The organism is Neptuniibacter caesariensis (assembly GCF_000153345.1).
Lineage (GTDB): Bacteria > Pseudomonadota > Gammaproteobacteria > Pseudomonadales > Balneatricaceae > Neptuniibacter > Neptuniibacter caesariensis.
Genome location: NZ_CH724125.1, coordinates 166,943 through 192,600, shown reverse-complemented (window position 1 = coordinate 192,600; position 25,658 = coordinate 166,943). Strand labels below are relative to the sequence as shown.

The following is a 25,658-nucleotide window of genomic DNA, read 5'->3' as shown; positions in this document are numbered from 1 at the left end:
TATTAATAAACGCTCAAGAATAATTAAAACAAGATGAGTGTTAATTATGAAGCTTATCACTGTGCTGCTAACCGCCCTTTCTCTAGCAACAATCTGCCATGCCGCTGACCTCCCGCTGCCTAGCGGCAAAGTCATCCTGACAGTCACAGGAAAGATCACTAATACACAAGATGGTGAATCGGCAAATTTTGACCTTAAGTCACTGAAACAGCTAAAAAGCGCAACCTTCAATTTACATACCCGATGGTCTGAACGAGTGCATGAGTATCACGGCCCATTACTCACCTCTATTCTTCAAAAAGTGGGCGCCAAAGGTGACAAACTTAGACTAACGGCACTAAACGACTACACTATTGAGATAGATCGAGCTTATGTAGAGAAATACCAACCGATTCTGGCCTGGCGAGATGATGGGAAACAGATGTCAGTTCGGGATAAAGGTCCACTTTGGTTATTGCTTCCTCACGACAAATTCCCTGAACTTAAATCTGAATCAAACACAGGCAACATGATCTGGCAGTTACGCCATATTGAGATCAAATAATGATTCAGCGCTCTTTGCTTAAAGTTGCAACCCGTTACAAGAGCTTCTGGCTAATCCCGATTGTCCTGATTTTTTTTATCAGTGCACTGATTAGTCTCGTGCAACTTAAGCAATCAATTACCATTTTAGATGACCGCTATGGGACAAGCGTATGGTCCCTGTTTCAACTTAAGACAGAAATGCGAAGGTTCTATGATTCGCTTTCTATCTACAAGAATGAACCCGAGGCCTATGAACAAGTCACAGAGCGCTATGATATTTTATGGAGCCGCTATCCTGTCCTTCTAAAGGGGGAAGATGCTATTCAGCTAGACAAAATAGACGGCGCAAAGAAACTAATAGCCAGTTCATTTAAAGACTTGCAGGCTTTGGAAAGCACCGTTTTTGGTGATTTAAAAACAACCCCCATTGTGACCGACTCAATTCAGGAGATCCTGAAGCCCCATATTACCGCTATTGATAAGCTTGCCCTGGAAAACTATCACTTTAACAACGATTTCTATAACCGGGGGGACAAACGTGTAGCGGAACTTCAGAAGCAACTGATATGGCTTATGCTTGGCCTGATCACAAGCGGCTGCATTCTGCTTTTAATCATTGTCCGAGAAAGCAAAATTAATCGATTTCAAGCTGAGCATGACAGCCTGACTTCGATGCCCAATAGAGCCTACCTTCGTAATAAGTTAACCAAGCTTTGTAGGCAAAGCGAACCTTTTGCCCTACACCTTATCGATCTTAACGGCTTTAAAGATGTTAATGACACATTGGGGCATCAGGCCGGGGATGTATTATTACAAGCGGTGTCTCAACGCTTAATCAACGAGGTAGATTCCCAACATGGCTGCATCACGTGCCGTTTAGGCGGCGATGAATTTGCAATTCTCCATCAGAGTTACAGAAGTCAGTACGATTTAGATCAGGTATCTAAAAAGATTATTAATTCTTTAGAATCTGAGTTCTATGTCGATAATCACTCCTGCTTTATTGGTGGCAGTGTTGGTAGTGTTGTTTATCCTGATCACGGCGAGGACGCTAGCCGATTGCTCACACACGCTGATATTGCGATGTATAAAGCTAAAGAAGCAGCACCAACCTCCAAACAAGTACTCTTTGATTTCCAGATGGACGCTGAAATAAATCGGCGCCAGCAGCTTCAAAGGGATTTACGAACAGCTTTAGAAGACAATGAGCTTACCCTGGCTTACCAACCCATTCTTAACCTCCAAAGTCAGAGTGTCGATTACTTTGAAGCCTTATTACGGTGGAAGCACCCTATTTATGGGAATCTCTCACCACTGGAAGTTATTGAAGTTGCAGAACAATACGGGCTTGCTCATCAGCTAGGCTGCTGGGTTATTGATGAAAGCTGTAGACAGCTATCAGAATGGCGAGCAAAAGGCTTTGATAGTCTTTCAATTTCGGTCAACATTTCTCCTTCAATGTACCGCATGGATCTCTCCGGGACTATAAATGATGCACTTAGCAAAAATGGCTTAGCCAAAGGATCGCTTGGCATTGAGGTTACCGAAGACACCACCATGCAAAGCATCAAAGAAGCCGACAAAATGCTTGGCAAACTTATCGAGGAAGATGTCAGCATAGCTTTAGACGATTTCGGTACCGGACTGTCATCTCTTAGCCATCTTCAGCAGATGCATGTTCAAACACTCAAGATTGACAGAAGCTTTATTCACGATATTGTTTCAAACCCTACCAGTAGCGCCCTGGTCAACAACATTATCGCGATTGGCCATGATCTTGGAATGAAAGTTGTGGCTGAAGGAATTGAATGTGAAGAAGCGGCTAAGATTCTGACCAACTATTTCTGCGACTACGGCCAAGGCTACCTGATCAGTAAACCACTTGCGCCCAAAGATGTCCTTCCCTACCTTTCCGCATAAAGCGATCAGTAAGCAAAACAGCTGATGACAATTTTGTACAAAAATTACTGCCGTTATTAGGTTAAACTCTAATTATGGCCAAACCACAGGAAATAGCACACTACCAAACTGTTGATGAGCTAGGCGGACTTGAAACACTACAAGCAACCTATCATCAACAGAACTTCTCTCGTCATACGCACGAGGGATATACCGTGGGTGTTATCGATACCGGTGCTCAAAGATTTTTGAGAAATGGATCTAACCATGTCGCCCCAAGGGATAGCATCATTCTCGTTAATCACGACGAGGTCCACGATGGCCATTCTGCAGCAGAAGGCGGCTGGTCATACAGAGCGATCTACCCGCTACCTCAGCAACTTCAGCAAGTACGTGCCGATGCTGGACTAAGTGATACAGGCTCAATTTACTTTAATGAACCTGTTGTCCATGATCCTGAAATGGCTCAACTGTTAAGATTAGCGCTTGATCAATTGCATCAATCCGACAACCGCCTACTCCGCGAAACGTTGTTATACAGCGCGCTATTAAAGCTAATGCAACGTCACGGTAAAGAGCACCGCGATATCGCTGAATCAGCTAATACGAAACATAACATTGAATTGGTAAGATCTTTCCTCGCCGAACATCCTGAAGCTGATATATCGCTTGATGACTTAGCTAATTTATCGGGTGTAAGCCCGTACCATTTGGTTAAACAGTTTAAAAAACTCTATGGGCTGCCTCCCCATGCGTTTCAGATACAAACGCGCATCAGGCTTGGGAAAAGGCTGATTTCACAAGGCTATAGCTTGCTTGATGCAGCATTGAAAGCCGGATTTCATGATCAAAGCCACTTCAACAGACACTTTAAGCGTACCTTGGGCATCACCCCTGGCCAGTTTGCTAAACAACTTCGTAGCTAGTACAAGTTCGTACAATACTCATCAGCGCGTTATCCGATAAGCTGCCTTTTTCTTCTGAGTAATTGAATCAATGATTACACCAAGAACTGAAATCATCCGCGGTACGGTGGATATGATCCCATTAATCGTTGCCGTTATCCCCTGGGGCATATTGGTAGGCGCCTATGGTATTGAATCTGGCCTTACTGGTATTGAGACACAAGCCTTATCTCTCACGGTATTTGCAGGCACGTCACAACTCGTAGCGATAGGCATGCTCGAATCAGGTGCCGGCTTTGCCAGCATCTTAATTACCACGCTTCTAATTACGAGTCGCCACCTTCTATACAGCATGGCAATGAGAAACGATATCAAAGATCTCCCTTTCCGCTGGCGCAGCTCACTTGGCTTTCTGCTAACCGACGAGCTGTTTGTTAATGCTCAGCGCGAAGACCTGAGTTTTAATCGCTGGTATGCGTTAGGCGGAGGGTTTAGTTTTTATCTTGCCTGGAACCTTGCAACCTTGTGCGGAATTGTTGCTGGTGCTTTTATTCCAGACCTTTCTCAGATGGGATTAGATTTTGCGGTAGTAGCAACCTTCATTGCCATCGTGGTTCCGATGGTTAAAAGCAGCTCTGTTTTAGCTTGTGTCTTGGTATCAACTGTCGTTTCTATTTATTGCACAGTGCAGGGATACCAAATGGGGCTACTTATCTCTATCGCGGCAGGTATGACGACCGGGTATTACACCTATCAGTTAAGGAGAAGAAAATGAACTACTGGCTTTTGATTATCGCCATGACAGGTGTAGTGTTTACCAGCAGATATCTATTTCTCGAACCAAAGCTGCCCTTAAAACTCAGTGATGAAGCCCTGCGCGTATTAAGTTATTCAGCGCCTGCGGTACTTTCTGCCGTGATTGGACCACTGGTATTTACCCATGAAGGAGCTCTCATTACTGAGCTAGCCAACCCTTATCTTATTGGCGCAGTGACAGCAGTAGTGTTAATGCTGTTAACCAAAAACACATTGCTAACAGCGGTTCTGAGTATGACTCTGTTTCTTATAATTAACTAACCGAGCATTAGTTAAAACTGTAACGAACAGTGCATTTGTAGGTTTCATTTGCGGTCAGGCAGACAATATTATCCAGCAACCGCGCAGATTCGAGACAAAGCATCTGAGTGTAGTCGGTTTCCCCGAAATGGCTGAGGCGTTTAGACTTGTCAATCCAGGGGTTCCACACCACCAGGTCAGATAAATTCATTGCTTCGATCTTGATGGTGCGATTGAGCTTACGATCCGTGATCCTGAGCTCTTTTGCTACATCAGGATAAACACGATCAACCTCAGCGTTTATCTGTAGTGGGAAGTTGGACTTTTTAAGTGTCCAGTTATCGAGAGTATCAAGATAATCGTATCCCTCGAGCCCCTCAACACGCACACCCTCAATATCTCCGATATTAAAGTAGGCATGTAGCGCATGACTGAAACTAAATGGCTCAGCCCCTAGATTGGTAACCTGAAATTGCAGACTTAATTCAGTCCCAACAGTGATGATCACTCTCAGTGCAGCCGGAAATTTCCAAATCTCATCCGCCGCCACTTCAAGCTTTAAAGTGATACGAGTGGTTTCCGTATCGGGAAGCTCAACAGCAATCAACTCCCACTCTCTATCACGAACAAAACCATGCGCTGGCTGATCGCTGCCACAAATCTGATTTTTAACCGCCTTAGGGTTTCTACTCAGATCGCCAAACCATGGCCAGCAAATAGGAATACCCCCACGCAAAGGCGTACCTGACTGATAGTCGCATTGATCACTTAACCAGATCAGAGGGTGCTCACCTGCTCGCTTATACTCGGCGAGTTGCGCACCTTGCAGAAAGATAGTCGCGGAAGCCGCTTCATTTCGTACAGAGACGGCTATTAGCTGTTTATGTAACTCAATAGTGATGCCTTTAAGTGAACCATACTTTGCATATAAAGATTGAATTCTTTCACCTAAATCCATTACCTGATCACACCTCACTGAAGAACAACCCTTCTATTCTACGCTTTGTGTACTGTGCAGATAAAGCCTATTAGAGTTGATCCACATGAGTATTTTATTTAATATATTAACTATCTTTGGAGGCCCTATTAATGAAACTGAAGCTGTCTGTAGTCGATCAATCCCCCGTACACGGTTCACATCCCGCCATCGAAGCTCCGCGCCTCAGCGTAGAACTAGCAAAAGCCTGCGATCAACTGGGCTTTTATCGATACTGGGTGGCCGAACACCATGACAGCATGCACTTTGCTAACCCATGCCCGGAAATACTCGTAGCCTCCATAGCAAGCGTGACAGAGAACATTCGTGTCGGTAGTGGTGGCGTTATGCTGTCTCACTACAGTCCACTTAAAGTCGCTGAAGCCTTTAAAATGATGGCAACCTTATATCCTAACAGGATTGACCTGGGCGTTGGCAGAGCACCAGGGGGTACCGGGCTTACTTCACACGCGCTGGCATTTCCAAATCAACCTAACCATGGTGACCTTTATTCTCACCAGGCAGTTGACCTCAAAGGATTTATTGAAGGAAACATTCCTACCGATAACCCATTCCATAAGATCAAAGTTCTGCCTGACAATACACCGCAGCCTGAGCTATGGATGCTAGGTTCAAGCGGTGGTAGCGCAGGTTTAGCCGGCCATCTTGGCTATAACATTGCCCTTGCGCGTTTTATTGACCCTGATAATTGTCACCCATCCATTTTCAAAGAGTTTGATGAAGAATGGCAGCGAGCAGGACATGAGAAACCGGCCAATAAAATGCTTGCCATCGCCTGTATCTGCGCCGAGACTGAAGAGGAAGCCAAACTTCGTGCCGGCACAGCCGTGTATCGCAAACTTGCCGCTCAACTCGGTTTAAGGGAAGCATTCCTCACACCTTCTGAAGTTGTCGATCGCTATCGGGAATTCCCTAGCTCTTATCAGGCTGAGTTTGATCACATCATGGCAGGATACACCGTCGGTACCTCAGAGCAGTGCTGGGAAGAGATTGAAGGACTATCTAAAGCGTTTTCTTGCGATGAAGTAGGTACTGTTACTGTGACACATAGCTATGAAGACCGCCTAGATAGTTACCAACTGCTCGCCAAAGGCCTGTAACCTCACCGATCATCAGTTACTTACTGGATAGAGCCACGCCTATCCAGTAAGCTGCCAGGACCGCTAAACTATAATTTGGTCTTATGCAGTCAAACCCTCTATTACAACCGATTGCCCGGATACTTCAGAATTTATCTGGCCCAATTAGCGAATATGAACTGATCCGGAAACTGGATTTGCAACTGTGTGAGATCGGTGACGAAACCTCAATAAGCGCTGACCTAAAACTGTTCAGACACCACTTCCTGGTGATGAATGCGCTCTACAGTCTGCAACCCATATTTCATCAGCAAGAGCTATACCTTTCAATATCAGCGCTGGCCATATCCCTTGAGCCACTTTGTGAAAGTCAGCAGCACCTTCCCTTTCAGTCTTCAGACCATAAACTAAGAGAATACTATCTGGATTGGCAGGTTCTGGAAGACAGTAGCGACGAGTCAGTTGATCAACTCCTGAACAGCTTTTGGCAAAAATTCCTGAGTCAGGATCGAATAATGGAATCCCTGGATATTCTTGGTCTATCGCCAGAATCAAACTGGGGTGAAGTGCAGAAGCAGTACCGTAAGCTCGCTTCGAAAGCCCATCCGGATAAGGGGGGCAATCCTCTGCATTTTCTTGAAATACGAGAGGCTTATGAAACCCTCAGTCAGCATAAATCTCAATTTCAATGATCGATAAGCAAAGCTTGTACAGCTTGGCTTAAGCTTGCCTCCTATAGGATCCCCTGAACAGAAATCCTCTCTTATAAAGAACATACTAGATGGTTCATCCAAAGCCCGGCATGGCCTGCTGTCCCATGCCAGGGCTTTTTCTAACGCTTGGCAAATGCTCGTTTTTTAGCTCTGCGTTTTTGCGCTGACTTCGTGTTACTACGCTTTATCTCGATTTCACGGCTAAGATCCGGTTCAAAACCCGTCAACCACTGTTGCGGTAAACGTTCATCTATTAACGCTTCGATCGCTTCAAGGAGATAGTTCTCCTCTTCTATCAACAGGGATATTGCCACCCCCTGACTTCCAGCACGACCGGTACGACCTATACGGTGAATATAATCTTCAGCCTTAAATGGCATCTCTAGGTTGATAACTGCGGGCAGCTCAGCGATATCGATCCCGCGCGCAGCAACATCAGTGGCAACCAGAACCTTTAACTTCTGTGACTTAAACTGGCTAAGCGCATCTTCACGCTGTTTCTGAGTTCGATCTGCATGTATCACATCAGTTTCTAGGCCTTGTTCTGACAGGTATTGCTGTAGTTTATCTGCCCCCTGCTTGGTCTGGCTAAAGACCATCACCTGAGCCCAACCTCGATTTTTAATCAGGTAACTAGTGATTTCATATTTACGTGCTGGATCGCAGTTATAGATGATCTGATCAACGTTATCCGCCGAGCTTCCCCGCTGATCCACCTCTATCACCTGTGGCTTAAGCAACAGATTTTTACTGAATTTAAAGATACGATCATTCAACGTGGCCGAAAACAGCATAACCTGCCGCGCTTTCTGTTCTCGCTTAGGTAACTTACTGATAACCGCTTTAATCTCATCCCTGAACCCCATGTCCAGCATTCGATCCGCTTCATCAAATATTAGAAACTCAATTTCACGCAGATTTGCAGCCTTCTTCTTGCATAGATCCAATAGACGACCGGGTGTAGCCACTAACAGATCGACTCCCTGCTTAAGCTGATCGATCTGCGGCCCTATCCCTACTCCACCATAGGCCACAGCAGAACGGAGCCCCGTACCTTTCGCATACTTTTTAAAACTGTTATTAACCTGTTGAGCCAGCTCTCGTGTGGGCACCAGCACCAGCGCTTTTATGACCTTCTTATCAGGCTGAACCTGACTGCTCGTGTTGAGTAACTGGTCGAGAACAGGCAGAGCAAAAGCCGCCGTTTTGCCCGTTCCGGTTTTTGCGCCAACCAACAAGTCCTTACCCGATAAAACAGCGGGGATCGCTTCAGCCTGTACCGGACTTGCTTCATGGTAACCGGCATTTTCTACTGCCTGCAGAACGGGTTGAGATAAACAAAGGTCTTTAAAAAGCATGTTAGCTACCTAAAATTCGAAGCGGCAATGACAGTGCACTGTTTTCACCCTGCCCCAGATACCAGATGATCCAGCTCAATCCTCCTACCGTGGCAAAATACCAGCAGGCTGAAACAATCTGCCCATAACGATCTAAGGGTAATAATTCACTGTAATGGCGGCGCTTCCACTCCAGGAGAATTTCGATGCTACCTACGGCTAACAAGAAACCGAGCAGAGCTAACCCGAATGTATAGCTGATCGCCACACCCGCGATCGCACCAATAACACAGATGATAAGGCCGAACAGCGAATTAACTGAAAAAGCGATACTCTTCAGGACATGCCCACCATCCAGTGGAAGAACGGGTAGAAGATTAAACAGGTTAAGTAATGCATTGAACGCCGCTAAACCGGCAAACAGCTCAATCTCGGTAAACCAATAGATCAGTAAACAAATAAATGACAGGAATAAACCATAGCAAGGGCCCATAATCGAGATATAAACATCCTGCCAACGGGTATTAATCCTATCCTCAGACAGGGCGAGACCACCAACAAAAGGAATCAGGTAGATCCCTTTAGTTTTCAACCCAAAGCGTTTCATCGCCCTGACATGCCCATATTCATGGAATACCAGACAAAGAATCAAAGCGATCGCAAATTCCAGGGAAAACAGCCAACTGTAAGCGGCGAGACTACCCGCAGCAAAAAGTACCTTAACCACTTTGGCACTTTTAAAGAGTTTAAGTGCCAGTGAACCCAATCCAAGAATACTAAATTTAGTCGGTTGCTTTACTCTGTTAACAACGGTCTGGCTTTCGATATCTTGTTCTGTTGCTGTGCCATCACCTAGCAACTGATCATCAACCAGTAACCGATACTCGAGCTGAAAAGGCTGCCATTTGAGATTAACTTGCAAAATGCATTCTATCTGCTGAGGCTCATCGATCCCTTCAGCCTGTGCCGCTAAATGAAAACGATGCTGAAAGCTGTCAGAGCTGTTGGCACTGGCACTTATCTGGGAGACCAGTTGATTATCCCAATACAAAGCCTGCCAACCGGCCATGGAGGCTTCCAAACGTAGCTCTTTACCTAAACAATCGATGCGTAATAACTGCACGCTTACTCTCTATAAACGACAAAAACGCGGATTATAACGGAAAGATCTGCATGTAGTGCTAAAATACGTCCTCAACTGAGGATTAAGCTATGAGTAAATACCGAAAAACAGAACCGCCGGCTGATGCAGGACGAGGAAAGATACGCCACAACCACCTGGCTGCTTTGGTAACATCTAAACTTTATAAGCAGCAAATTGTGACTGCTGGTAAAGGAAAAGGTGCTTATAAACGCAAGGAGAAACACAAAGGGCGAGAGTCCTATTTAATTGCCGCTTGATCTTATATAAACCGGTAAGCAATTAAATAGGGCTTTCAAACAGCAGTTTGAAAAAAATGATCTATACTTAATTTTCCAGCGAAAAGGTGCAAGACTCCTTGGTGCCGTTAGCTACATGCAGGCTGTTTGCCCGTTCCCCTATCGGCACATTTTTCGCTGGAATGATTCAACGAGAATCACTTAAAAAGATCAGGCCTTCTTAACAAACTGGGCGGTGATCATCATCTCACCGGCACCATCCACCTTACAATCTAACTGGTGGTCTTTGCCTTCAACGATACGGCGGATCAACGCCTTAGTACCAATTTTCAATACCTGAGAACTACCCTTCACTTTAAGGTCTTTAATGAAAGTCACTTTGTCACCGGCATTAAGCTCAGTACCGTTGGCATCTTTAGCCGTCGGCTCTGCATCTTCTTCGGCCACTTCAGCCGGATTCCACTCATAAGCGCATTCCGGGCAGATCAGTAGCGATTGATCCTGATAAACATATTCAGAGTTACATTTAGGGCATGGAGGCAGTGACATAACAAACAACTTCTTCAGGTAAAAATTTAGCGTGCATGTTAATCGCAGATTGCTATTTTAGCGAGTATTTTATTGGGGATGCCGATAGATACACCAAACCGCCCCTCTGAACGGCACCTCTTTCTCCAAATGACAGCCTATCGCTTCGGCCAGCTGCCTTGAAGGCTGGTTATCAGAATGGATAAAGCTGATCAAAGGCGTTTCTGAAAGATGTTGCTTGACCATTTTCTGGATCGCCCGGGCCCCTTCACTGGCAAAACCCTGCCCCGTGTAGTCAGAAACCAACGCCCATTTAATTTCTGGTTCTGGCCAGTCATTGGGATACCACAACCCTGTGATGCCGATTAGCTGGTTAGTTTCTTTCTCAACCATCGCATAGGGGCCATATCCTCTAAGGTACCAGTGCCCAACCATACTGCTCATCGCGCGCCAGCTTTCACCTTCGCTAAGGGCGCGCCCCATGGTAAAGGTTGTCGCCAACTCATCACCGTAATAGCCATGCAAAGCTTGCCAATCAGGCTCCTGAAACTGACGTAGTATCAATCTGTCGGTTTCAAGTGTTGTGGGTACTTTAAATTCCATAATTCCCTCGGGTGATTTGCATCAAAGCACTTGATACTGATTCTCTAAGCGACTGATTCCCAACCCACTCTGTTTACGTACCTTAATTTGTAACGGAATGCGCTCTTTCATGGCTTCGATATGACTAATCACCCCAATCATTTTTCCTGAGGCGTTCAGGCTATCCAGTGCGTCCAGCGCTGTATCCAGTGTCTCGCTGTCTAAAGTTCCGAAACCTTCATCCAGAAACAGCGAATCGATGCTGGTTTTCTGGCTGACCAAATCAGACAAGGCCAAGGCGAGCGCAAGGCTAACCAGGAAGCTTTCGCCACCTGAGAGCGTTTTGGTATCCCTTACCGTATCTGCCTGCCAGGTATCGACGACCTGAAGCTCCAACGCTTCACTTTGCTTGCGTTGCAACTGGTAACGACCGTGTAGACGATCCAGCTGGTTATTCGCCAGATAGACCAGATGATCCAGTGTTAAACCCTGAGCAAATCGACGGAATTTATCGCCCCGTTGGGAACCCACCAGTGAGTTAAGGTATGCCAGATCATCATAGCGTCGTTTAGCCGCTTCAATCTGAGCAAATAACTGCTGCTGAGAGTTTCGGCGCTGCTTGTCCTGCTCGAGTTGCGAGCTAACTTCACCACGCTGATGAATCAGATCTTTTAAAGCGGTTTCTATCGAAGCAAGCTGCTCTTGCAATGGCGTTGCATGCTCCAGCGCATACTTAGCTGCTTCACCTTGCGCTTGTAAATCTGCATGCTGTGCTTGAGCTTGTTTCAGCAATGCCTGATTGTGCTCTTGTGCTTGCTTCAATCTATCAGCCAAGGCTTTTAATTCAGTACGCTCAGTTTCATCCAATAAAGCTGCGACAAATTCTGCCTCATCAGCGAACTGACTGCTGCCGAGTATTTGTTGCCATTCAGCAAGCTGTTTCTCCTGTCCTTCCGTCTCAGCCACATGTTGCTGTTGTAACTGTGCTAGAGCCGCCTGCGCGGATTTAGACGCAGTCTCCGCTTCTTGCAACAGATGAAGTTGCGCTTGATGTTGAGCCTCTGCGGTGCTTAGATCTTTTTGCATCTGCTCACGGACATCAGTGACTATCTGATCAGAAAAAAGCGCTTTACGCAGAGATTGCTTATCAGCAAGTGTGCTTGTTAATCCAGACACACGCTCGTCACGTTCAGCCAGCCGTTTATTTGCCTCAACAATTTGTATCTCAATCTGTCCTATCTCAACAGATTGTGTCTCTGTACGTTTGCTCAGTTCAGCCTGAAGTTCGTGCTGTTGCCTCAGCTCCAGGCACTGTTTACTTAACTGCTCCAGCCAGATAATAGCTTCTGTAGGTTCCGGCATTACCAATTGATAAGCTTCCACCTCTGCTTTGAGCTGAACCTGTAGCGCGTCTAGCTGCTCATTCAGTTGCTGCTGACGCTGGGATTCGGCAGCGGATTGTTGTTGGTTAGCCTGTTGTTTCTGCAGCTGTAGCGCCAATTCAGCTTGCAGCTTCTGCAATGTTTGCTCGGCAGTTTGTAGCGCGAGTGTTTGCTGCTGTTCCTGTTTATAAAGTGCACGCAGCGCTTCAAGCTCGCCTTGCAGCTGTGCCATTTGCCCTGTAGATCCGTCTATGTGACTAATAATGGCAGGCTGATCATTGAGCGAAAGTTCAGTGCCCATTTGCTGCTGCACAGACTGCCAGCGCTGCTGTAACTGCGATAGCTGATCCGCTAATTGCGATAACTTCTGTTCAAGTTCAGGTATTTGCGTCTCGACTAACAACTGGCGCTGACTGTTCAAAGTAGTGCCTTGCTGTTTCAGCTCATCCAGAGCGGCCTCTTCCACTTGCAAACGCTGCTCGGTATCTGACACATCAAGCGTCTGATATTCCGCCACCAGCGGGTGCTCATGTGAACCGCAGAGCGGACAGGCTTCACCCGCTTGTAATTTGGCCCGCTCAGCTTCAAGACTATTAATCTTGCGCTCTTGTTCGAGCAGTTTTTTCAGATCTTTTACGGCTTGGTTTTTCAGCGGCCACTGTTCACGCAGCCCCGCAAGTTGTGAATCAGTCAGGTTTAACTGATTTTGCAAAGTTTGCAGCTGAGCCGTAGCCATAGTCTGTTCTTGAGACAACTGAGCAAACTGCTCGGCACTGTGACGCATCTCCGTCAGCAGAGGCTGCTGTGCTTGTAATCTGCTGAAGTCAGCTTCTAAGACTTCGAGGTTTCGCCCCGCCAGGCTCACTTGCAGTTGCTGCAGGCAATCTCTGAGTTCGGTTTCCAAAGGCTCCAACAAACTTTGCTGTTCACTGATCTGCAATTCAAGCGCAGCATGCTCTGCCTGATCTTTGCTTTGCTGTTCCGCCCTTTGCTGCAACGATACGGCAATCTGTTTAAGCTCGGCTTGTAATTGCAGCTCCTGATCCAGTTGGGCTCGCCATAATGGCAAACGCTCCGTCAGATCATTCAGATGCGTTTGTGCGCTTAGGTGTTCTGTAATGGCTTTGAGCTGTTCAAGATCCGCTTCACCACGTTGCTTAAGATCGGCTAATTGCTGATTTAGCTTATCAACCTGCGAGCGGGTATTTTGCTGTTCACTGCTGGCATCAGCGAATTGTGACTGCAGGCGAGCAATCTCTGAATCTAAAGGCACAACTTGATCATTGATCAGCCTCTCTTGATCCTGGGCTTTTTGTTTCGCCTCATCAAGTGCGACCGATTTTGATTTCAGCTGCACTTCTGCGTCAGCTTTCTGCTGGTTAAGCATTGTAATTTGCGGGGTTTGCTCTGCAATCTGCTGAACCAGGCTAGTCACGCGCTGCTGTACAGCTTTTAATATCTGGTAAGGTGCCCTAAGCTTTTCCGCGGGTTCGCTGGCGGCTAGGCGATCCAGATCTTCAGCATGCGCTTCGCGCTCTTTAGCCACTTGCTGTTGCCCTAACTGCGCCTCTGTAAGCGTTTGTTCCGCTTTACTATAATCGTTCCACCAGCGCTGTTCAGCTTGCAACTGCTTATGCTGTTGTTCGGTACTTTTAAGCTGTGTTGATATTACCGTCTGCTGCTCACTGAGTTCTGCGAGTTGTTCTACGCTAAGTAACTCAACACCTTCGGCACGTGCTTCAAGATGCTTAACCTCATCACTCGCCGATTTGAAACGCTCGTACACGCGCTCTGAAATAAGACCATAGATCTCAGTACCGGTCAGTTCCTCTAACAGCTCAGCACGATCATTGGCATCCGCATTCAAAAAAGCAGCAAACTGCCCTTGTGAAAGCATCATCGACTTAGTGAAACGTTCAAAATCCAGGCCGCTGATCTGCTCTATCAGTTGGTTCTTAACCTTAACCTGGCTTGCAAGGATCTCATCACCTTGATCGCCTAAGCGGGCCAGTTCAACTTTGGCTTCCTGGAGATTACCTTCGGCTTTATCACGAGAACGTCGCTGACTCCAAAAGGCGCGGTAGCTCTGCCCCTTCACCTCAAACTCAACCTCTGCCAAAGCATCAGCAGTACCCCGGGTCATCAATTCGTTTGTAGATTGAGATATTGTACGGAGGCGCGGTGTACGGTGATACAAAGCCAAACAGATCGCATCAAGGATCGATGTCTTACCTGCCCCAGTAGGCCCGGTAATGGCAAAAAGGCCGTTTTCCGCAAATTCACCACTAGTGAAATCGATCTTCCACTCATCACGCAAGGCATTGATGTTTTTAAAGCGTAAACTCAGGATTCTCATGGCTGGCCCTCCTGGTCAGTATCAAACATCGCAAAGAGATCAGTCTGATCAACGCTGTGAACTGCCTCATCAACCATCGAAGCTTTATCAGGGGCGGGCTTCTTTGTAGCGAACTTTTTCTCGGGTTTATGGGTGGGTAGAGCCTCTTGTTCAGTTCGGCCTTTTTCAAAACCAAACAAACCTTCCTGCGCAATACTCTCTTCAGCATCAGGGTGAGCGTCGGGCTCCTGCACTGCAGGCTGTGTCGTTTGTTTCTCTGGCTCTGATACTAAGGCAGATTCAGGCTCGGATTCAGCGATATACTTAGAGAGCGTAATCCCCTGCTCCTCTGCAACCTCAGTCGTAATCTCGGCAAAGTTTTGTCGAATAACCTGCAAACGTTCTTGTTGCTCATCAGACTCGAATTGCTCCTGAGCCAGGCGACGCTCGAATACTTCAAAGGGATTTAACTCGGCCAGGGTTTCTTTCTGCTTACGTTCGATTTGTTGTTTACGCTGGTTACGAGCGCGCTTTAATAGCAGCACTTCAACATTGCTCTCTGCTACCAAGCTCTCCACACGATTTTGCAGATCTGAGAGATAATCGTCAGTCTCAACTTCAACAGAAAGCCAAACAGTCTGCTCATTATCATCCAGCTGATCGAGCTGAGCTGCTATCTGCTGAAGGTTACCTTTAAGCAACGCCATAGGCTGAAACAGAGGGATGGGTAATGAAGTAATTTCAGGCACAGTATCTAGCTCTGAGAATTCAACCATCAGCACCTGCTTCTGCCATTTCAGCTCATCAAAGCTGAGTGGAATGGGTGATCCGCAATAACGAATATGCTCAGATTTAGCGACGGTTTGCGGACGGTGGATATGACCCAGTGCAATATAATCAGCTTGCGGAAAATGGTTTGCTGGGAAAGCTTCGAGTGTACCTATATAGATGTCTCTAACCGATTCGGTCGTTTTGACTCCCATTGCGGTAAGGTGACCTGTGGCAATGATCGGAAGCTTTTTACCCGTTTCCTTTTCTATAAACTTTTGCTGATCTTCAGCTATTTTGAAAAGCTGTTGATAGTGCTCATAGATCGCCTTGCCAAGTTCTTGCGATTTATCGATCGCTGACTGTCCAGCCTGACTCGAAATAACATCCCTTGGGCGAACAAAGGGTACTGCACAGATGATTGCACCCGGTTGATCTTTTCGATCATTTAGCAGAATAACCTGATGCTCTGGCTGTTCTGATACATTAGCTACCACATCTGTATTCATGTACGCCAGTAAAGCTTTTGATTCACTCAGCGTCGCAACCGAATCATGATTACCAGCCAGGATGACAGCACGGCAGTTTAATTTATTTATCTCAACCACAAACTGGTTGTAGAGTTCACGGGCATAGCTAGGGGGCGTTCCAGTATCGAAGATATCACCTGCAATAACAACTGCATCTATTTGATATCCTTCGACTTTATCAATAAGCCAGCTAATAAATTTCTGATGTTCATTTTGTCGGCTTTTGCCAATAAAATGCTGACCAAGATGCCAGTCGGAGGTGTGTAATATACGCATTAGCGTGAAGCTCTACCCTTATAATCCATGAACTCCTTCTCTGGAGCACGGTTATCTTACCCAAGAAAACCGTGCGCAGGTAGATTCTATTCAGACCTTTGATTCGACCGCGTATTCAGGCAAGTCGGTTTCAGCCGGTACTGGGGTTGGATTGCCCTCATCATCAATTGCAACAAACTTAAAGTTCGCTTCAGTCACTTTTTCTCTTTTACCAATTCGACCACGGCGCACCCAGCACTCAACATGAATCTCCATCGAGCTGCGCCCTACCTTTTCGATCTCAGTATATACGCCGAGAATATCACCCACTTTAACAGGACGGATAAAGCTCATACTATCCAGCGAAACGGTAACAACACGGCATTGTGCCCTTTGACCTGCACATATCCCTGCAGCTATATCCATCTGTGACAAAACCCAGCCACCAAAAATATCTCCCGCTGGGTTAGTATCTGCCGGCATTGCCATCGTACGCGTCGTCAGACGACCACGTGCTTTTTGATCTGCTGTTACATCATTCATCTCTAAAACCATTTCTTGGGCCAAACACAGAGCCACTCTATCACTTTAGTCGAATTATTAGGATCGATTATTTAAAAATGACTGTTGCCGTTTTTGAACTGAACTCAATTATCGATGTCACTTTCTAAGTTCTTGAATATTTTCACATCACCCCAATCTTTCTGTTAAACCTAAGCGAGAGATAAACACCATGATCGTTGTCTGCCCAACCTGTTTTACATCCAATCGAATTCCAGAAGAAAAAGACCACACTCAGGGCAAATGCGGAAAATGCAAAAGTGACCTGCATACGTTTACTCCAGCTGAACTTGACGATCACTCTTTTGAAAAATTTGTAGGAAATAGTGAGCTTCCGGTGATTGTCGACTTTTGGGCCAGTTGGTGTGGACCTTGTCAGATGATGAAACCGATATTCGACAAGACCGCTGCAGAATCTGAAATTCTGCTTTTTGCAAAAGTAGACACTGAAAAAGCGCAGAGAACATCTGCAAATATGAATATTCGTAGCATCCCTACATTGATTATGTTCCAGAATGGGCAGGAGATTGATCGAGTTGCTGGCGCTCTACAGGAGCCTCAATTGAAACAATGGATTTTACAAACGCTGCAGAAGGCCTAAGCATCAATGGATTTGATCTCTACCCTGGCAAACGAACTAAAAATTAAACCTAATCAGGTTAGTGCGACGATAAAACTACTTGATGAAGGCGCAACAGTGCCTTTCATCGCCCGTTATCGCAAAGAGGTAACCGGCGCACTCGACGATCAAAAGCTACGTGAGCTGCACACTCGTCTCAGCTATTTGCGTGAGCTACAAGCACGTAAAAAAGTGATCCTTGATGCTTTAACTGATCAGCAGCAACTGACCGAGAAACTCCACACTCAGGTAAACAACGCGGATACAAAATCTGGCCTCGAGGAGATCTACGCACCCTACAAATCTAAGCGCGTGACTAAAGCGGTAAAAGCACGTAATGCAGGTTTAGATAAACTACTTAATTCTATAATCAGCAACCCCGCTGAATCCCCTTTGCTACTTGCAAACGCTTATATTGATGCAAACTCTGATTATACGGATAACGGTCGTTGTTTAGAGGGTGCCCAGGCCATTCTAGCTGAGCAGATTAATCAATCTATCGAATTAGTCAGTAAGCTTAAAGCTGAGCTTAACCGCTTCGGAGAGATAAACACCAAGCTGGTTAAAGGTCATGAAGAGTCTGGCGCAAAGTTTAAAGACTACTTTGCCTACAGCGCCCCTCTAAAAAAACAGCCTTCCCATCGAATTCTGGCCATACAACGCGGAAGCACTGAGGGGCACATAAAAGTCAGTTTCATTCTGGATAGTGATCATTTCTGCCTGGATCTCATTAACCGCTCATTGAAACTCCCCTCGAAAGGTCAAGGGGGTAAATGGCTTCAAGACAGTATCCAGCAAATATGGTCGGGCAAGCTCAAGAATAAACTCTTTAAAGAGCTGTTCAACTCACAGTTAGAAGCCTCTGGCGATGAATCAATCAAGGTTTTTTGCAAGAACCTTGAAGCACTACTACTCGCGCCTCCGGCAGGTGCTGTTGTAACACTTGGACTAGACCCAGGCTTACGAACCGGCGTTAAAGTCGCCGTGGTGGATGAAACAGGGAAACTTCTGGAGCATTCTACGATCTTCCCCCACGCACCCAGAAATCAATGGGATGAATCGATCTCCCGATTAGCAAAGCTATGTCTTAAGCATAAGGTAAAACTTATCAGTATCGGCAATGGCACAGCCTCAAGAGAGACAGACAAGCTTACTTCCGAGTTAAGAAAGAAACATCCAGAACTTGGGCTCCAGCAACTCATTGTTAGTGAAGCCGGCGCGTCTGTGTACTCGGCCTCTGAACTGGCAGCTAATGAGCTACCTGATATCGACGTAACCATTCGTGGTGCAGTGTCTATAGCTCGCCGAGTTCAGGATCCTCTTGCTGAACTGGTTAAAATAGAACCTAAAGCGATCGGCGTAGGTCAGTACCAGCACGATGTAGACCAGAAACGCTTAGGGGAAGGGCTCGAGGCCATCATCGAAGATTGCGTGAACTCAGTAGGGGTTGATTTAAATAGCGCCTCGCAAGCCATTCTATGCCGCATATCCGGTCTAAATGACACGCTGGCCACTAATATCATCAATTATCGTAATCAGGTTGGAAAAATCTCTAGTCGTAATGAACTCAAGAAGGTTAAGCGCCTGGGACCGAAAGCCTTTGAACAAGCAGCAGCTTTCTTGCGGATCAGAGATGGCAAACAGCTTTTAGATAGCTCCAGCGTCCATCCAGAAGCCTATTCTCTGGTTGAACGCATCGCCAAACAAAACAAGCGTTCGATAGCCAGTCTCATTGGCGATTCTGTTTTCCTGAATTCGCTGCGGCCGGCGGATTATATTAGTGATCAGTTTGGCTTATACACAGTAAAAGATATTATCTGTGAGCTCGATAAACCAGGTAGAGATCCTCGCCCGGAATTCAAAACTGCAAAACTACAGGACGGTGTAGAGACCATTACCGATCTGCAAGTAGGAATGCGCCTGGAAGGAACGATTTCAAATGTCACCAACTTTGGTGCATTTGTAGATCTGGGTGTTCATCAGGATGGTCTTGTACATATTTCTCAATTAGCCAATAAATTTGTTAAAGACCCTCACGATGTTGTTTCCCCCGGCCAGATCGTTACCGTTAGGGTCCTTGAGGTTGATGAAAAGCGTAAAAGAATCTCATTGACCATGCGTACAGCAGATTAAATCCAAACAAACATGGCTGCCACCACCAACTGCTGGCAGTCAATTCCCGAGCATTTTAATCAGGATTAAATCCTTATTTAATAGATACTTAGCATATCTATCTTTCTGCTACATTAGTCCATACTTGTACAGACATCGGCGTAAAATCATACTAGACTGAGTTAAGAACCTAATTAAAGCAGTCTCCATGGTTAATAAAAAAATAACAATGCTATGGATGCAGGCTGGCGCATGTAGTGGTGACACGATGTCGCTTCTCTGTGCTGACCGCCCATCATGGCCCGAGTTTGTAGAGCAGTACGGTATTGATGTTATTTGGCAGCCTTCTCTTTCGACAAGGCCTATGTCAGAGCTCATGGAAGATATAGATGCCATCATTAACGATAAGCTCATCCTGGATATTCTCTGTGTAGAGGGCAGCCTTGCGCTTGGCCCAAATGGCACCGGGATGTTCGATACTCTTAACGATCAGCCCAAAGCTTTTGTTATTAAGCAACTCGCCGAGAAAGCGAACAATGTTGTCGCAGTGGGTACGTGCGCAGCGTTTGGTGGTGTGCCCGCAGCCCCGCCAAATCCGACGGAATCAACCGGCATGCAATCTTTTCAGGGTGAATCTGGCGGGCTTCTGGATAACGGTTTTAAAAGCCGAAGCGGTCAACCTGTTATCAATATCTCTGGGTGCCCGACCCATCCGAACACAATTATTCAAACGCTGATTTCTCTTGTTGAGGGCTACCCTTTGGATCTCAACCATTTTAATCAGCCCGGTGAATTCTACAGCACGATGGTGCATCAAGGCTGCACACGAAATGAGTACCATGAGTACGATATTGAAGAGGAGCATTTTGGTGAACCTGGTTGCCTGTTTTACAACCTCGGTTGCCAAGGCCCCTATACATCGGCAACTTGCAATACTGAACTATGGAACAACCGTAGCAGCAAAACACGCGAAGGGGTTCCCTGCCTGGGCTGTGTATCGCCAGACTTTCCGCGAAACGCCCCCTTATTCAAGACAGAAAAAGTCGGCAATATTCCTGTGGCACTTCCCTTAGGCGTAAGCCGCCCACGCTATATGGCCTATAAAGATTTAGCCAACGATGCCGCACCCATTCGAATCATTGAACGGAAAATGAAGCCCTGACTAATAGATCATGAGTAGACGAATAAAGTTACAGCTGAATCGTGTCGAAGGCGATCTCGAAATAGAGTTGGAGATAAAGAACGGTATTGTTACCGATGCTCGCTGCATCGGCACGATGTATCGCGGATTTGAACAAATTCTGATTGGGCGCGCCCCAATGGATGCGCTTGCTATTACACCGCGAATCTGTGGTATCTGTAGTACAGCTCACCTTTATGCCAGTGTCCTGGCTCTTGAATCGGTATCAAATATTATTCCACCAGCAAATGCCATTCGCGTTAGAAACATCTGCTTACTAAGCGAAGAGATTCAGTCTGACTGCCGCCAGACATTTTTGATGTTCACGCCGGATCTTTGTCATTCCAGCTACTCAACGCTTAACGATTACCAAAGCATTGTTGCTAAATTTCAGGATATGCAAGGCGAGCTTTATCAGGACGCGATTCGATTTAGTCGCGACATCATTGAAATAGTCGCCATCTTTGGCGGCCAATGGCCCCATTCTTCTTACATGGTTCCGGGTGGTGTGACATCACTTCCTGATCGACGCAAGGTGATTAATTCTCTAGCACAACTACAACGTTATACTCAGTGGTTTGAGCATAAAATACTGGGGACCTCACTGGCTGACTGGTCCCGGATTACATCCTTGGCTGAGCTGAATAATTTCACCCAGAGTTCTGACTCCGCTATCGCGATTCTACACCGTTTCTGTCGAGACATGGGCCTAGATTCTGTAGGCAGCGGTTCTGAAAAAATGATTAGTTATGGTTCTCTAATTGATCCTGAAAACCCACAGGAGAGAATCAGATCAGACGGAACTTACAATTATAAGTTGAAGAAACACGCACCGCTTGATGAATCAAAGATAACCGAGGATATCACCTCGAGTTGGTACCATGATGAAAGTCAGACTGCTCGACATCCCATGCAGGGGCTTACTCAACCGAAGTATGATCCAGATAGTGAAAAATATAGCTGGGCAAAGGCACCAAGATACGACAAAGATGTCATACAAACTGGGCCTCTCGCCCAATTAGCAGTCGCAAAAGATCCCCTGATATTAGATATGCTTGCCCAAAATGGATCAAGTACTTGGACAAGACAGTTTGCTCGCATTCATAGACAAGCAAGCTCACTTATCATTTTAAAAGATCAACTTTCTTCACTGCTCGAATGCCTGGATGCACCGACAATGATCCATTGCCCATTAGAAGATGGAGAAGGCGTGGGCATGATTGAGGCAGCACGAGGAAGCCTGGGACACTGGCTAAAGATAGAAGATGGAAAGATAAAAAATTTCCAGGTAATTACACCAACCGCCTGGAACGCATCCCCCAGAGATATCAATCAACAACCCGGTCACATCGAGCAAAGCCTAATTGGTTTACCTATGCCGGATCTGGACGAACCTATTGAAATTGGGCACGTGGTTCGCTCCCACGATCCCTGCCTGGTTTGCACAGTACATCTGCTAGGTAGCGGCAAGAAACACAGATTTGGAGTCACCTGATGCAAATTGTTCTGTGTTTTGGCAATGAATGGCATGGTGATGATGGCTTTGGGCTTGCTGTTTATGAGGCATTACAAAAGCTCGAGCTGCCTGAATGCACTGAGCTGTATTTCTGTGCTAACAACGCGTTATTGATCCCTAAACATATCTCCAGGGCAGAAAGAATCATTATTGTTGATGCTTATCAATCAGATACTAAACGACCTGGCGAGCTTTCCTGGGCTTCAGCTAATGACTTTCTCAACCATTTCAGCAGAAATCTACACGATGGCGGGGTTGAAGAGTTCATCAGACATCTACCCATTCTTTGCCAGCCTCTTCCACCACCGGTTACTGAAGTTTTCTACATCACTGTAGCGCCGGTGACTGCTTTTAATCGCGGACTATCTCCTGAAATTGAAGCACAAGCGGATAAAGCAGCATTAACAATTAGATCAAGCCTAACAGATCAGGAGGTCGCTTTATGCTAGCTCCAGATATTATTAAACAAGGCCTTAGCATAGAAAAAGAGGTTGTGGTCGAAGGTGAAACTCGCTGGGTAACTCATGCCGATGATCAAAGCAAACCGCTTCTGGTTGTTGAATACGGAACCGATTTCTATGCACTCCCCCTTTACTGTGAACATGCCCACGCCTCACTACTAGAGGCAAAGATAACTGACTCAGGAAAGTTGATCTGCCCCAAACATGGTCAGGAAACGGACCTGCTTAGCTGTGAAAAATCCATGAAAGTAACACGTCTGGGCGAGACGTTCAGAGTTAAGAAACCAGAACTCATCGCCACAAAGAACATCGAGAGCGGTTTATGTTCCGCCGATGATTCTGATGAAACAGCTGTGCTTAAAGCGGTAAACAACGCGCTGCAGAAGAAAGTTCTATCGAATCTTGAATCAATGGATGCGATGCTCAGCCAGGTTGAGCATCAAAAAGTAGAACTTGAAGAAAGTAACCAACACCTGGTTTTAGTCAATGAACTCATTGCCGGGGTCATGAATTCAATAGAAGAGTTCATCGTTGTTACGGATAACGTTGGACGGATCACCCGTGCAAATCGCTATGCAGCGGATATTCTAGGTGTTCGAATAAGAGATTTAGTCGGTCGTTCTCCAGATGAATTACTGTGCCAAGAAGCCCTCAACGAAATATCAGAAAACTTCCCAATAAAAAACTGGGATAGCCGCCCTTATCTGTATCGTGCAATTTATCGCGAAAAAGGCTTTGAACAAGAGATCAAATTCCGAAACCTATCTGATCAGGCAGAAATAAAAGATGAGCGCTCATTTCTGCTGCGAGGCACCCTTCTTTTTAATCACCAGGGCAAAGAAGAAGGCCTGATTCTATCAGCTACCGATATCTCACTCCTAAAAGAAAAAGAGAAGGTTAGACGTCAAAAAGACCTTGAACAGCATATTCTTCTCTTAAAGAGCACCTTAGCCACACTGGTTCAAGGTGTGGCAATGTTCGATGAGCAAGGCGACCTTCTGATCTGGAATGAGCAGTTCTCACAAATAGCTCAATCAAATTTGCAAAACATTGATTTGGGAGCCCGATATCAAGATCTGTTTACCCAAAATACGCTGGTTCAAAATGCGCAACTTCAACCATCCAGCAGCCAGCTTTTAAGAGAAAAGTATCGCTGGATACAACACCAGGTCAACGGATCAATCGTTGAATGCGAATCCTCCCCTACGCCTTCAGGAGGCTTTGTTATTTCGACAAGAGATATCACACAGAGTCGAAGGGATGAGGAGCATATCCGCCTACTCTCCTCAACAGTAGAACAGAGCACTAACGAAGTCATAATCACCGATACAGATGGAATCATAGTGTACGTAAACCCTATGTTTACGGAAAACACAGGCTACCTTCCTGAAGAAGCCATTGGCCGAAAAAGTAGCATTGTACAATCGGGTGAGATGTCGGCTGAGTTCTATAGAAATTTATGGGAAACCATAAAGAAAGATAACTGCTGGAAAGGCGAAATCATAAACAGGAAAAAGTCTGGTGAGAAATTCTGGCAGTCTATGTCTATAAGCCCTATTCATGACGAAACTGGGGCAATAAGTCATTATCTCTCGTTGAAATCAGATATCACGAAGCAAAAAGAAGCAGAGCGTCAACTAAGATACCAGGCCGAACACGACCTCCTAACTAAACTACCCAATCGACCTGTGCTCCTCGCTGAAATGGATAGTGCGATCGATGATGCCCGAAACAATCACTGCTTTTCCGCCGTTCTGTTTATGGATCTGGATAATTTCAAAGATGTAAATGACACGCTGGGGCATTTAAGTGGCGACTTTCTTCTGCAACTGGTGGCTAAACGTCTGGAGCAATGCATCTCTATTACAGATGTCATTGCTCGATTAGGCGGTGATGAGTTTGCCATCATACAAAGAGGGATCAAATCTAAACACGAGCCCTCAGTACTTGCTGAAAAGGTCATTAACGCAATAACCACACCCTTCCGGGTAGACGACCACCTGCTTCATATAGGTATCAGCATAGGTATAACACTAATACCGGAAGACGGGCTAGAAACCGGTATGCTCCTTAGTAATGCGGATATGGCAATGTATGAAGCCAAAGCCATTTCAGGTAGCCACTACAAGTTCTTCGACCATGACTTACAACTTAGTATCCAGCGCAAACGACTTATCGAGAGCCATCTTCATAACGCCATTAATAACAATGAGCTTAATTTACTGCTCCAACCCAAAATAGAGATTCACACGGGCCATATTGTCGGAGCGGAAGCACTTCTGAGGTGGCATAGCACCGAGATTGGTCAGGTCTCTCCAGCTGAGTTTATCCCTATTGCAGAAAAGAGCGGTCAGATCATTGAATTAGGGAACTGGGTTTTAAATCAAGCCCTGCAATTAATCAAAGACTGGTGCCAGAAAGGTTATAAAATTCCTAAAATTGCAGTGAACCTGTCAGCCGTTCAATTGAAAGACGTTAATCTGGTCCAAGATATCAAGAAAGCGCTTGAGCACTATCAGGTTCACAGTGAATACCTGGAACTGGAGATCACTGAAACAGCAGCCATGTCCGATCCTGAGTTTTCTAACAGCCAATTGTCAGCGATAAAAGCAATGAACATCACTTTGGCAATGGATGATTTCGGAACTGGCTATTCCTCCCTCTCCTACCTTGCCTCTTTACCTATAGATCGAGTCAAAATAGACCGTAGTTTTGTTAGCGATATCCAACACTCCAATGAAGCACGCGGCATCATTGAATCTATCATTCATTTAGGCAAAATACTGAACAAGACAGTTATTGCTGAAGGCGTTGAAGAAACAGAGCAACTTGAATTACTTAAAAGGCTTGGCTGTCACGAGGCTCAGGGCTATCTTATCTCCAGACCTGTTGCTTCATCTGAATTCATCGCATTATTAGGTAAAGCTGATTCATAAGG

22 protein-coding genes are annotated in these 25,658 nt (G+C 45.9%); 14 read left to right on the top strand and 8 right to left on the bottom strand.

Going from position 1 to position 25,658, the window contains the following annotated elements; all coding sequences use genetic code 11:
* Nucleotides 1-46: 46 nt before the first annotated feature.
* From MED92_RS00910 to MED92_RS00890, 5 genes are all read left to right on the top strand, one after another.
* Nucleotides 47-544: a putative pterin-binding protein gene (locus MED92_RS00910; RefSeq protein ID WP_007019577.1), complete on the top strand. Its 498-nt coding sequence runs from the start codon at nucleotides 47-49 to the stop codon at nucleotides 542-544.
* Nucleotides 544-2,445: a putative bifunctional diguanylate cyclase/phosphodiesterase gene (locus MED92_RS00905; protein ID WP_007019576.1), complete on the top strand. Its 1,902-nt coding sequence runs from the start codon at nucleotides 544-546 to the stop codon at nucleotides 2,443-2,445. The genes MED92_RS00910 and MED92_RS00905 overlap by 1 nt, the downstream gene beginning before the upstream one ends.
* Nucleotides 2,446-2,519: 74 nt before the next feature.
* Entirely contained in the window at nucleotides 2,520-3,350 is an 831-nt protein-coding gene (locus MED92_RS00900) for an AraC family transcriptional regulator (protein WP_007019575.1), read from the top strand.
* A 70-nt stretch (nucleotides 3,351-3,420) separates the two neighbouring features.
* Nucleotides 3,421-4,104 (top strand): AzlC family ABC transporter permease, encoded by a 684-nt coding sequence (locus tag MED92_RS00895; RefSeq protein WP_007019574.1) that lies wholly within the window; start codon nucleotides 3,421-3,423, stop codon nucleotides 4,102-4,104.
* The gene (locus tag MED92_RS00890; protein WP_007019573.1) at nucleotides 4,101-4,406 is read left to right on the top strand and encodes an AzlD domain-containing protein; all 306 of its coding nucleotides are present in this window, start codon (nucleotides 4,101-4,103) and stop codon (nucleotides 4,404-4,406) included. Before MED92_RS00895 ends, MED92_RS00890 begins: the two co-directional genes overlap by 4 nt.
* Before the next feature lie 7 nt (nucleotides 4,407-4,413).
* Here the strand turns inward: MED92_RS00890 and MED92_RS00885 are convergent, their stop codons facing one another.
* Nucleotides 4,414-5,343 carry a D-hexose-6-phosphate mutarotase gene (locus MED92_RS00885; protein ID WP_007019572.1) on the bottom strand — a complete coding sequence of 310 codons (930 nt, stop codon included), beginning with the start codon at nucleotides 5,341-5,343 and terminating at the stop codon, nucleotides 4,414-4,416.
* 131 nt (nucleotides 5,344-5,474) lie between these two features.
* On the opposite strand from MED92_RS00885, the gene MED92_RS00880 reads away from it, so the two are divergent.
* Nucleotides 5,475-6,482 (top strand): MsnO8 family LLM class oxidoreductase, encoded by a 1,008-nt coding sequence (locus tag MED92_RS00880; RefSeq protein WP_007019571.1) that lies wholly within the window; start codon nucleotides 5,475-5,477, stop codon nucleotides 6,480-6,482.
* Nucleotides 6,483-6,565: 83 nt separating this feature from the next.
* Nucleotides 6,566-7,153, top strand: coding sequence for a DNA-J related domain-containing protein (locus MED92_RS00875; protein WP_007019570.1), 588 nt, complete (start codon nucleotides 6,566-6,568; stop codon nucleotides 7,151-7,153).
* Nucleotides 7,154-7,293: 140 nt separating this feature from the next.
* Here MED92_RS00875 and MED92_RS00870 read toward each other — a convergent pair whose 3' ends face one another.
* Nucleotides 7,294-8,532: a DEAD/DEAH box helicase gene (locus MED92_RS00870; protein WP_007019569.1), complete on the bottom strand. Its 1,239-nt coding sequence runs from the start codon at nucleotides 8,530-8,532 to the stop codon at nucleotides 7,294-7,296.
* Between the two features lies 1 nt (nucleotide 8,533).
* Nucleotides 8,534-9,634 (bottom strand): site-2 protease family protein, encoded by a 1,101-nt coding sequence (locus MED92_RS00865; protein WP_007019568.1) that lies wholly within the window; start codon nucleotides 9,632-9,634, stop codon nucleotides 8,534-8,536.
* An 89-nt stretch (nucleotides 9,635-9,723) separates the two neighbouring features.
* On the opposite strand from MED92_RS00865, the gene arfA reads away from it, so the two are divergent.
* Nucleotides 9,724-9,912 carry an alternative ribosome rescue factor ArfA gene (arfA, locus tag MED92_RS00860; RefSeq protein ID WP_007019567.1) on the top strand — a complete coding sequence of 63 codons (189 nt, stop codon included), beginning with the start codon at nucleotides 9,724-9,726 and terminating at the stop codon, nucleotides 9,910-9,912.
* A gap of 189 nt (nucleotides 9,913-10,101) precedes the next feature.
* Here the strand turns inward: arfA and MED92_RS00855 are convergent, their stop codons facing one another.
* The 5 genes from MED92_RS00855 to MED92_RS00835 form a co-directional block, all read right to left on the bottom strand.
* Nucleotides 10,102-10,440: a zinc ribbon domain-containing protein YjdM gene (locus MED92_RS00855; protein WP_007019566.1), complete on the bottom strand. Its 339-nt coding sequence runs from the start codon at nucleotides 10,438-10,440 to the stop codon at nucleotides 10,102-10,104.
* A 69-nt stretch (nucleotides 10,441-10,509) separates the two neighbouring features.
* Nucleotides 10,510-11,022: a GNAT family N-acetyltransferase gene (locus MED92_RS00850; protein WP_007019565.1), complete on the bottom strand. Its 513-nt coding sequence runs from the start codon at nucleotides 11,020-11,022 to the stop codon at nucleotides 10,510-10,512.
* A 21-nt stretch (nucleotides 11,023-11,043) separates the two neighbouring features.
* Nucleotides 11,044-14,739, bottom strand: coding sequence for an AAA family ATPase (locus MED92_RS00845; protein WP_007019564.1), 3,696 nt, complete (start codon nucleotides 14,737-14,739; stop codon nucleotides 11,044-11,046).
* Nucleotides 14,736-16,292 carry an exonuclease subunit SbcD gene (gene sbcD, locus MED92_RS00840; protein WP_007019563.1) on the bottom strand — a complete coding sequence of 519 codons (1,557 nt, stop codon included), beginning with the start codon at nucleotides 16,290-16,292 and terminating at the stop codon, nucleotides 14,736-14,738. Before sbcD ends, MED92_RS00845 begins: the two co-directional genes overlap by 4 nt.
* Nucleotides 16,293-16,382: 90 nt before the next feature.
* Entirely contained in the window at nucleotides 16,383-16,814 is a 432-nt protein-coding gene (locus MED92_RS00835; protein WP_040661795.1) for an acyl-CoA thioesterase, read from the bottom strand.
* A 190-nt stretch (nucleotides 16,815-17,004) separates the two neighbouring features.
* On the opposite strand from MED92_RS00835, the gene trxC reads away from it, so the two are divergent.
* From trxC to MED92_RS18300, 6 genes are all read left to right on the top strand, one after another.
* Nucleotides 17,005-17,433: a thioredoxin TrxC gene (trxC, locus tag MED92_RS00830; RefSeq protein WP_007019561.1), complete on the top strand. Its 429-nt coding sequence runs from the start codon at nucleotides 17,005-17,007 to the stop codon at nucleotides 17,431-17,433.
* 6 nt (nucleotides 17,434-17,439) lie between these two features.
* The gene (locus MED92_RS00825; protein WP_007019560.1) at nucleotides 17,440-19,584 is read left to right on the top strand and encodes a Tex family protein; all 2,145 of its coding nucleotides are present in this window, start codon (nucleotides 17,440-17,442) and stop codon (nucleotides 19,582-19,584) included.
* Nucleotides 19,585-19,771: 187 nt separating this feature from the next.
* A complete protein-coding gene (locus tag MED92_RS00820) occupies nucleotides 19,772-20,725 on the top strand; it encodes an NADH-quinone oxidoreductase subunit B family protein (protein ID WP_007019559.1) in 954 nt (317 codons plus the stop codon).
* A gap of 10 nt (nucleotides 20,726-20,735) precedes the next feature.
* Nucleotides 20,736-22,238, top strand: a complete 1,503-nt coding sequence (locus MED92_RS00815; protein WP_007019558.1) for a nickel-dependent hydrogenase large subunit — start codon at nucleotides 20,736-20,738, stop codon at nucleotides 22,236-22,238.
* Nucleotides 22,238-22,708, top strand: a complete 471-nt coding sequence (locus MED92_RS18305) for a hydrogenase maturation protease (protein WP_007019557.1) — start codon at nucleotides 22,238-22,240, stop codon at nucleotides 22,706-22,708. Before MED92_RS00815 ends, MED92_RS18305 begins: the two co-directional genes overlap by 1 nt.
* On the top strand, nucleotides 22,702-25,656 hold the full coding sequence (locus tag MED92_RS18300) for an EAL domain-containing protein (protein WP_007019556.1): 2,955 nt from the start codon (nucleotides 22,702-22,704) through the stop codon (nucleotides 25,654-25,656). The genes MED92_RS18305 and MED92_RS18300 overlap by 7 nt, the downstream gene beginning before the upstream one ends.
* Nucleotides 25,657-25,658: the final 2 nt, after the last annotated feature.

Excerpts from the sequence above, each read along its gene's own strand:
- MED92_RS00825 (WP_007019560.1), top strand. The coding sequence starts at position 17,440 with ATGGATTTGATCTCTACCCTGGCAAACGAACTAAAAATTAAACCTAAT.
- trxC (WP_007019561.1), top strand. The coding sequence starts at position 17,005 with ATGATCGTTGTCTGCCCAACCTGTTTTACATCCAATCGAATTCCAGAA.
- MED92_RS00850 (WP_007019565.1), bottom strand. The coding sequence starts at position 11,022 with ATGGAATTTAAAGTACCCACAACACTTGAAACCGACAGATTGATACTA.
- sbcD (WP_007019563.1), bottom strand. The coding sequence starts at position 16,292 with ATGCGTATATTACACACCTCCGACTGGCATCTTGGTCAGCATTTTATT.
- arfA (WP_007019567.1), top strand. The coding sequence starts at position 9,724 with ATGAGTAAATACCGAAAAACAGAACCGCCGGCTGATGCAGGACGAGGA.
- MED92_RS00900 (WP_007019575.1), top strand. The coding sequence starts at position 2,520 with ATGGCCAAACCACAGGAAATAGCACACTACCAAACTGTTGATGAGCTA.
- MED92_RS00910 (WP_007019577.1), top strand. The coding sequence starts at position 47 with ATGAAGCTTATCACTGTGCTGCTAACCGCCCTTTCTCTAGCAACAATC.
- MED92_RS00835 (WP_040661795.1), bottom strand. The coding sequence starts at position 16,814 with ATGAATGATGTAACAGCAGATCAAAAAGCACGTGGTCGTCTGACGACG.
- MED92_RS00895 (WP_007019574.1), top strand. The coding sequence starts at position 3,421 with ATGATTACACCAAGAACTGAAATCATCCGCGGTACGGTGGATATGATC.
- MED92_RS00890 (WP_007019573.1), top strand. The coding sequence starts at position 4,101 with ATGAACTACTGGCTTTTGATTATCGCCATGACAGGTGTAGTGTTTACC.
- MED92_RS00855 (WP_007019566.1), bottom strand. The coding sequence starts at position 10,440 with ATGTCACTGCCTCCATGCCCTAAATGTAACTCTGAATATGTTTATCAG.
- MED92_RS18305 (WP_007019557.1), top strand. The coding sequence starts at position 22,238 with ATGCAAATTGTTCTGTGTTTTGGCAATGAATGGCATGGTGATGATGGC.
- MED92_RS00905 (WP_007019576.1), top strand. The coding sequence starts at position 544 with ATGATTCAGCGCTCTTTGCTTAAAGTTGCAACCCGTTACAAGAGCTTC.
- MED92_RS00875 (WP_007019570.1), top strand. The coding sequence starts at position 6,566 with ATGCAGTCAAACCCTCTATTACAACCGATTGCCCGGATACTTCAGAAT.
- MED92_RS00815 (WP_007019558.1), top strand. The coding sequence starts at position 20,736 with ATGAGTAGACGAATAAAGTTACAGCTGAATCGTGTCGAAGGCGATCTC.
- MED92_RS00870 (WP_007019569.1), bottom strand. The coding sequence starts at position 8,532 with ATGCTTTTTAAAGACCTTTGTTTATCTCAACCCGTTCTGCAGGCAGTA.
- MED92_RS00885 (WP_007019572.1), bottom strand. The coding sequence starts at position 5,343 with ATGGATTTAGGTGAAAGAATTCAATCTTTATATGCAAAGTATGGTTCA.
- MED92_RS00820 (WP_007019559.1), top strand. The coding sequence starts at position 19,772 with ATGGTTAATAAAAAAATAACAATGCTATGGATGCAGGCTGGCGCATGT.
- MED92_RS00845 (WP_007019564.1), bottom strand. The coding sequence starts at position 14,739 with ATGAGAATCCTGAGTTTACGCTTTAAAAACATCAATGCCTTGCGTGAT.
- MED92_RS18300 (WP_007019556.1), top strand. The coding sequence starts at position 22,702 with ATGCTAGCTCCAGATATTATTAAACAAGGCCTTAGCATAGAAAAAGAG.
- MED92_RS00880 (WP_007019571.1), top strand. The coding sequence starts at position 5,475 with ATGAAACTGAAGCTGTCTGTAGTCGATCAATCCCCCGTACACGGTTCA.